Source organism: Nitrospirota bacterium (assembly GCA_016214385.1).
Lineage (GTDB): Bacteria > Nitrospirota > Thermodesulfovibrionia > UBA6902 > JACROP01 > JACROP01.
In genome coordinates, this window is record JACROP010000050.1 from 1 (window position 1) to 6,799 (window position 6,799).

General features: G+C 41.8%; 8 protein-coding genes. 2 read left to right on the forward strand and 6 right to left on the reverse strand.

Annotated elements, in window-relative coordinates; genetic code table 11:
• Together hemB and HZC12_03305 are read left to right on the forward strand one after the other, a co-directional pair.
• Nucleotides 1-757 (forward strand): porphobilinogen synthase (hemB, locus tag HZC12_03300; GenBank protein MBI5025754.1); only part of this gene is annotated, 757 nt, incomplete at its 5' end.
• A complete protein-coding gene (locus HZC12_03305; GenBank protein ID MBI5025755.1) occupies nt 754-2,649 on the forward strand; it encodes a DUF4445 domain-containing protein in 1,896 nt (631 codons plus the stop codon). The genes hemB and HZC12_03305, both read left to right, overlap by 4 nt.
• A 10-nt stretch (nt 2,650-2,659) precedes the next feature.
• Here the strand turns inward: HZC12_03305 and HZC12_03310 are convergent, their stop codons facing one another.
• The 6 genes from HZC12_03310 to HZC12_03335 all read right to left on the reverse strand — a co-directional run bounded on the left by HZC12_03310 (nt 2,660) and on the right by HZC12_03335 (nt 6,665).
• The gene (locus tag HZC12_03310) at nt 2,660-3,376 is read right to left on the reverse strand and encodes a hypothetical protein (GenBank protein MBI5025756.1); all 717 of its coding nucleotides are present in this window, start codon (nt 3,374-3,376) and stop codon (nt 2,660-2,662) included.
• A 420-nt stretch (nt 3,377-3,796) separates the two neighbouring features.
• On the reverse strand, nt 3,797-4,021 hold the full coding sequence (locus HZC12_03315) for a hypothetical protein (GenBank protein MBI5025757.1): 225 nt from the start codon (nt 4,019-4,021) through the stop codon (nt 3,797-3,799).
• Between the two features lie 73 nt (nt 4,022-4,094).
• A complete protein-coding gene (locus tag HZC12_03320) occupies nt 4,095-4,247 on the reverse strand; it encodes a hypothetical protein (GenBank protein ID MBI5025758.1) in 153 nt (50 codons plus the stop codon).
• A 234-nt stretch (nt 4,248-4,481) separates the two neighbouring features.
• Nucleotides 4,482-5,435 (reverse strand): AEC family transporter, encoded by a 954-nt coding sequence (locus HZC12_03325; protein ID MBI5025759.1) that lies wholly within the window; start codon nt 5,433-5,435, stop codon nt 4,482-4,484.
• 105 nt (nt 5,436-5,540) lie between these two features.
• A complete protein-coding gene (locus tag HZC12_03330) occupies nt 5,541-5,849 on the reverse strand; it encodes a hypothetical protein (GenBank protein MBI5025760.1) in 309 nt (102 codons plus the stop codon).
• Nucleotides 5,850-5,975: 126 nt separating this feature from the next.
• Complete coding sequence (locus HZC12_03335) at nt 5,976-6,665, reverse strand: SPASM domain-containing protein (GenBank protein ID MBI5025761.1); 690 nt, start codon at nt 6,663-6,665, stop codon at nt 5,976-5,978.
• Between the last annotated feature and the right edge of the window lie 134 nt (nt 6,666-6,799).

Sequence of the window (6,799 nt, forward strand, 5' to 3'; positions counted from 1 at the left end):
ACCTTCTATTCTCCTATTTGGCATTCCGGACCATAAAGATGAGCGTGGCTCAGAGGCATACAGTGATAAAGGTGTTGTGCAAAAAGCCATAAAGGCACTGAAAGACCGGGCGCCTGGTCTTTTAGTTATCACAGATGTATGCCTATGTGAGTATACAGACCATGGCCACTGTGGTGTTGTCAAAAATGGAACAATCCTGAATGACCCTACTCTTGAACTTCTGGCAAAAGAGGCAGTATCGCATGCAAAGGCCGGGGCAGATATTGTTGCTCCATCAGATATGATGGACGGCAGGGTTTCTGCCATAAGAAATGCCCTCGACTCAGAAGGTTTTGAACATATACCTATAATGAGTTATGCTGCCAAATACGCATCTGTATTTTACGGGCCTTTCAGAGAGGCTGCTGAGTCCACGCCAAAGTTTGGAGACAGGCGCTCATATCAGATGGACCCGCCAAACAGGAGGGAGGCCCTTAAGGAGGTTGCCCTTGATATCGAAGAGGGGGCTGATATTGTAATGGTAAAACCTGCCCTCGCATATTTAGACATAATATCTGATGTGAAGGATGCATTTGATGTGCCTGTGGCAGCCTACAACGTCAGCGGAGAGTATTCAATGATCAAGGCTGCAGCAAGGCTTGGATGGCTTGATGAAAAGAGGGCCATGATGGAAGTCCTCACATCTATAAAAAGGGCAGGTGCTGATATTATTCTCACTTATTTTGCAATAGAGGCTGCAAGGGCACTTATGAAATGAAGGTCTCTCTACTCTCAGGCAGGACCCTGCCGGCCTCACCTAAAGAACCTCTCTTAGAAAGCCTCAAAAAAGCAGCGGTCTATCTAAATGCCTCCTGCGGGGGCAAAGGCACCTGTGGCAAATGCAAAATAAACGTAAAGTCAGGCCCTTTTAAAACTCTTTCAACAATAAAACTTACAAAGGAAGAAGTCAGCAGAGGCTATGTCCTTGCATGTCAGAGTTATCCAGAGGGAGATTTATTAATCGAGATACCAAAAGAATCGCTCCTCACTGTTGAAGGTAAGATTGCCACAGGAAAGGCAAAAGACCTCCATGCCCTTTTACATTCCATTGTCGCAGAAATATCGCCCCTTACAAAGAGGGTCTTCCTTGAACTGCCTCCGCCTTCGCTCGATGACAATATAAGTGACCTTGAAAGGCTTAAAAGAGGGCTTCTTTCCAGTGGAATGGAACATATAAGGATCCCCTTCAGGCTGCTTGAAAATCTTGCTAAAACACTGCGGGATGGTAAGTGGAAGACAACCCTGTGTATTTTGGATGTTAAGGATTGTAAAGAAGTAATCAATATCTTTCCTGGCAGAAAAAGAACACACAGATATGGAATTGCCATTGATATAGGGACAACTACCATTGTCGTATATATAGTTGATTTAATAAATGGAAATCTTTTAGATATTGCCTCTATCTATAATTCACAGATAAGATTTGGCGACGATGTGATAACACGAATTGTCCATGCAACAGAGCATAACGGCCTCAGGGATTTAAAGGATACGGTGATTACAGATATAAACACACTCCTCGCACCCCTGAAGGAGAGTCATCATATAACCACCGACTGCATTGACAGCCTTGTTGTTGCAGGCAATACAACTATGACCCATCTCTTCTTTGGCCTTGACCCCAGCCCAATAAGAGAAGAGCCATACATTCCAACCGCCAATATATTCCCCCTTGCCTTTGCAGGGCACCTCGGGATAAAGGTCAATCCCAATGCACCTGTATATGCCCTTCCCTGTGTTGCAAGCTATGTGGGCGGAGACATAGTCTCAGGGGTTCTTGCATCAAGTCTCCACAAAAAGAGTGAGCTCTGCATGTTTATGGATATTGGAACCAATGGAGAAATAGTTCTTGGAAACTCTGACTGGCTTGTGACAGCCGCCTGCTCGGCAGGCCCTTGCTTTGAAGGAAGTGGCATAAGGCATGGCATGAGGGCTACAGAGGGAGCCATAGAGGATGTAAGGATTAATCCCCGAACCCTTGAGCCTGAGATTAAAGTTATCGGGGGCGGAAAACCTGTAGGTATCTGTGGCTCGGGCATGATTGATGCTATTGCTGATATGTTTTTAACCGGCATCATCGACCAGAAGGGAAAGCTCAGGCCTGAGTCCGGTTCAAAAAGGATAAGAAGTGTCGAAGATGGCCCTGAATTTGTTATTTATTCAGAAATTGGTGGCGGAGCAACTCAGGGAAAAGACATAGTCCTTACAGAGCCGGATATAGAAAACATAATAAGGGCAAAGGCAGCCATTTATGCAGGCCTTTCCATACTCCTTAAAGAGGTTGGCTATACATTTGATGATGTTCAGAAGGTCTACATCGCGGGTGGCTTTGGCAATTTCCTCGATATTGATAAGGCGATAATCCTCGGTATGCTCCCTGACATTTCGAGGGAGAAATTTGAATTCCTCGGAAATACATCCATTATAGGCGCATATTTATGCCTGCTTTCTAAAAAGATGCGTGAGGAGGCAGAAGAAATAGCAAAGAAGATGACATACCTTGAGCTTTCGGTGTCGCGTGGGTTCATGGATGAATATATATCAGGACTCTTCATACCGCACACAAACATTGCGGCCTTCCCGGGCGTTGAGAGGCTTATGAAGAGATAACACTAAATTTCTATCTCTTCATAAGTTGTCTGATGCCCTGAATTACCTGATCTGTAAATCCCTTTTTCTCCAGGGCAACAGTTACAGGAGTAATCTTATTCAGGTTTATCTCAACTGCAACCTCTCTATAAAGGTCTTCTGTCTCTATTCTGAACCTGTAACTGCCGGGGAAATAATTCATTTTAAAGCGGGCAACATCTGAACGTGCTTCTCCGATGATATTGCCTGCGGTATCCATAATTGTTATTTTTATATTTTTAATGTTTGAAGGAGAAATATTAAACTCAACTGTCCCCTGAGAAATATTAACAGTTTTATTATCATTATCTGCATACGCCTCATTTATAAAGAACCCCGCCAACGGCGGGGAGGTTGACCTATCAGCGTTTGCTGGAATGCTCATGGCAGAGCCATCATGAGTAATGGGCACAGATGGCACTTTTACAGCAGTTGCGGTCACACCATTGGCCAGAGATATTATGAGGGTTGGCACAGCAACACCCTTATAAAATGCGTCCTTTATATCCTTTGCACCGAGAATATAAGTTACAAGGAATCCGGCGACCACAATAAAAATAATTCCTCCAAGGAGGATGCTTATTATGCTATTTAAAGTGATCATTTCAAATCGGACAACATCCCTTAATGCCTTTGAACTGAATTCAATAATATTGGGCATTATACACGCCAGCCCTCCAGTGAGAAAGATATGCCATTTCTTATTCATAAAACACCCCCCTCTCTGTTACGAGTCGCAACGATTTATACGATATATGTTATACGTTAATTTCTGTTTAAATAAATCTTAAGGCTTTCCCAATCGCATTATTTTCATTTTTATCTAAAAAATTTGGATTTTTGTGTAAAAATGGAAGTAGCAAATTTTTTGTGGGGTAAAAACTTTAGATTAATGGTTCTTTGCAGTAAGCGTCATTCCCGCGCAAGCGGGAATCCAGAGAAAATCCATAAAACAGGGGAGATATCTTTGTAATTAGATACTGGATTCCTGCCTTCGCAGGAATGACAGATAATAAAGTCGCTACTTGCCCTCACAAACGTTTTGCTGCTTCTGCAAAATTATGCTATTGCTTAAAAATAATTCGGCAAGTTCTAATATTATTTCCCAATCATTTCTAACTGGGGGACTCTATGGGGTGAAGGGATCATGCTCCGAAAGACCGGTTTGATTATCTTCTGTTTGTTGCTCTGCAAGCCCACCATGCGCAAGGCTCTTCTCATCCTCATCCCATAGAATTATCATTTCATATCCGCCTGTTGTAAAAATATTCAGATAGTGTCTGACAATCTTATGTATGTCACCCTGAACCATGTGCTGAACTTGTTTCAGTATTGTTTCAGGGTCTCGTATCACATTGATTTTTTAGATGCTGAACCAAGTTCAGCATGACGTATTATATGATTTACGAGTTTTCCGACACTATCATTCAGGACTTAGATATAACCTTTATACATCCTTCATTTTGATCCTGCATTTTAAATTCAATATCTTCCACTACATACACATCGCACAGAGACCCTTCAGTTCTATTAATGCGGATAAGGTATAGACCATTGCTTATTTCAATAATCGCCTTCATGCTGTTTCCTCCTGCTCATCTTTGCTAAAACCGTTTGAGCGACTTGTTGTTTAAAGGTCTTAAATAAAGCTTAATCCTTATCAAGGCCTGTGTTCTATGACGTTCTTCTAAAAAATTTGAGTTTTTGTCTAAAAATTATGTGGTTGCAAGTTTAAATATAGCGATATCCAGACATAATGGCTTAATAAGCAGGATTCGAGATATAGCAATTTTATGTGGGTTAAAGGGACATATTCAGATAACACCCCAGGTTGTTATAATCTTTTCTGCTACGTGCATCACCAGCGGGAGTGTTATAAATGCCGACACTGTGGTTACAACAATGCTTAGTGCAGCAAGTTCCACATCAAGGCAAAATCGAGATGCTATCAATAGGGATAGTACCATTGTTGGCATCGCCCCCTCAATGAGGCATGATGATAGTGCCACGCCATTAAGTCCAAGAGACCGTGCTACTACCAGCGAGATAAAAGGCATTATAAGAAGCTTTATAATTACTGCTGGGGCTATGCTTACTGTATGTCTTTGCTTTGGCATTGAGACACTGAGGCCAATACTAAAGGTCATCAATGGAACTACGAGGCTACTAAGCATCTCAAGAGGCCTGATAAAAAAGGCTGGCATACTTGCATTTGAAAGATTCAGCATCATACCGACTGCTAATCCCCAGATGGGTGAAAGGGTTAGAATTGTTTTTATAGATTTGGAGACCCTGAATGGTTCACTTCTCCCATAATGTGATGCCACAGCAACCCCGACTGTCCAGAGGAAAAGCGTGCTCCCAAAAAAGGCATAAAAGAGTACATACTTTCCTGCCTCCTGACCATAAAGGCATGTTATCACAGGAAGCCCCAGATAGAGGTTATTACCAAATATGGATGCAAGGATCAAGGTGCCTTTTTCCTTTGGGCTGATGTTAAAGCGTTTTCCGAGGAGGGTGTAAATAGCGAATGAAAGGGCTAAGGTAAATGCGAGGGTCAGGAGTGCTGATGGTGAAAGGAGTAATGTGTCCGTGTCAATCTTTGCTCTGTATACCACTATTACACATAGTGCTGGTAGAAATATATTAAAGACCAATGCATTAATGGCCTTTTTCAGTGACACAATATTCACTTCCGCAGGCATCACCTGTTTGAACAGGAAACCTGCGAAGATTATGAGCCCGAGCTCTAAAAGGACCTTCTGCATAAAATTTTCGTCAGGACTTTAAGTGCTTCTCAATTAATTTTGCTCTATCAATTTTCTCTTACATGGCGTGCATTTTTTTCATTCGTAAGCTTTAAGTATGACCATTTATATCTTTTCCTTTGTTACCTCTTTTGAATTACATTTTGGACATGTCGTTTCAATAGAAAGACTCTTATCCTGCAAAGAACTCAATAAATACGACAAAGCTGTTTCACAGTTTTTACATTTCACTTGAAATAAGGTTTCTTTTTTCTCTTCTATCGGTACAGACTTTCCACCCCCGCAAGAACCAGATACACGTTGCCCGCATTGGCATGTTGCTGAGAAGCTAAATGGGAGAGAATGATTATTATCACTAAATCCACAGGTTGCAACCCACCTACTGCAATTTCCACAATAAAAATCATGCGCCATAAAACACCTCCTGTTAAAATAGTAGAGCTTTTCTAAGAACTTGTAATCCCTTGAAAATCAAGGAATTACTTACAAAAGCAAGGAATCTCAGCTTACCGCAATTCGTCATTCCGCAGACTTCAGCGGTTATTGATATTTTCCTCTCATACGGTAGTTTTCAATGCTGTCTCTCTCAATATCCAGAATTAACCTCCTCGTCATTTCTTTGTAAACCTTACATGTACTTTTTTCGACGACGTGTATTGTTTTATACTTCTTTTCGAGTGGTCCCAAACAAAATCCTGAACAAAAACTTTCAATTTCACAACCAGCACATTCCGAAGCATTGCGGAACGTTCGCAGCGCATATCCTTTATAGGTGTTTGATGATAAGAGATCCTCTATTTTTGAGATATGACCAAAATACCCCGAAGACGCCTTGCACGCAAATACGTCTCCGGATGGCTCTATGCTCAACTGGCAACCGGTTGCAGAGCACGTCTTAAATCTGTTGTATTTGAAATGGTCATGGACGATCATTCTCTGGAAAATCATATGCCAGTACCCGGTCACAATGACTCCTCTCGATTTACCGTAAGTATATATCTCCATTAGCCTGTTGACGATGTCAGAGGCTTTTTTCTTTTTATAAAATGCTGGATCGAGGTCGAGCAGCACCCCGATTTCGTAAATGCTGTAGTCCAGAGCAAAATCGACAAGTGCAGTGTCGAAAAAATCAAAAGTCTCTTTTGAGAACACGGCATTGAAAACTACTCTATTGCCATTCTTTTTTAAGAACTCTAGGTTTTTCCTTATTCCCTCTGAAGCACTTTTCACGGTTGACAGGAGCCGTTCGTCTCGATGCGGCGAATCTAAACTAATGACAATCGGCACGTCGTATTTCAAAAAATAACTCGCCATTTCTGGAGTAATTAGGGATCCATTCGTCACAATGCTGTAATTGATTTCAA

What these genes read in the sequence shown, in the direction of transcription:
- HZC12_03305 (MBI5025755.1), top strand. Translation starts at nt 754, where the DNA reads ATGAAGGTCTCTCTACTCTCAGGCAGGACCCTGCCGGCCTCACCTAAA.
- HZC12_03330 (MBI5025760.1), bottom strand. Translation starts at nt 5,849, where the DNA reads ATGGCGCATGATTTTTATTGTGGAAATTGCAGTAGGTGGGTTGCAACC.
- HZC12_03325 (MBI5025759.1), bottom strand. Translation starts at nt 5,435, where the DNA reads ATGCAGAAGGTCCTTTTAGAGCTCGGGCTCATAATCTTCGCAGGTTTC.
- HZC12_03320 (MBI5025758.1), bottom strand. Translation starts at nt 4,247, where the DNA reads ATGAAGGCGATTATTGAAATAAGCAATGGTCTATACCTTATCCGCATT.
- HZC12_03310 (MBI5025756.1), bottom strand. Translation starts at nt 3,376, where the DNA reads ATGAATAAGAAATGGCATATCTTTCTCACTGGAGGGCTGGCGTGTATA.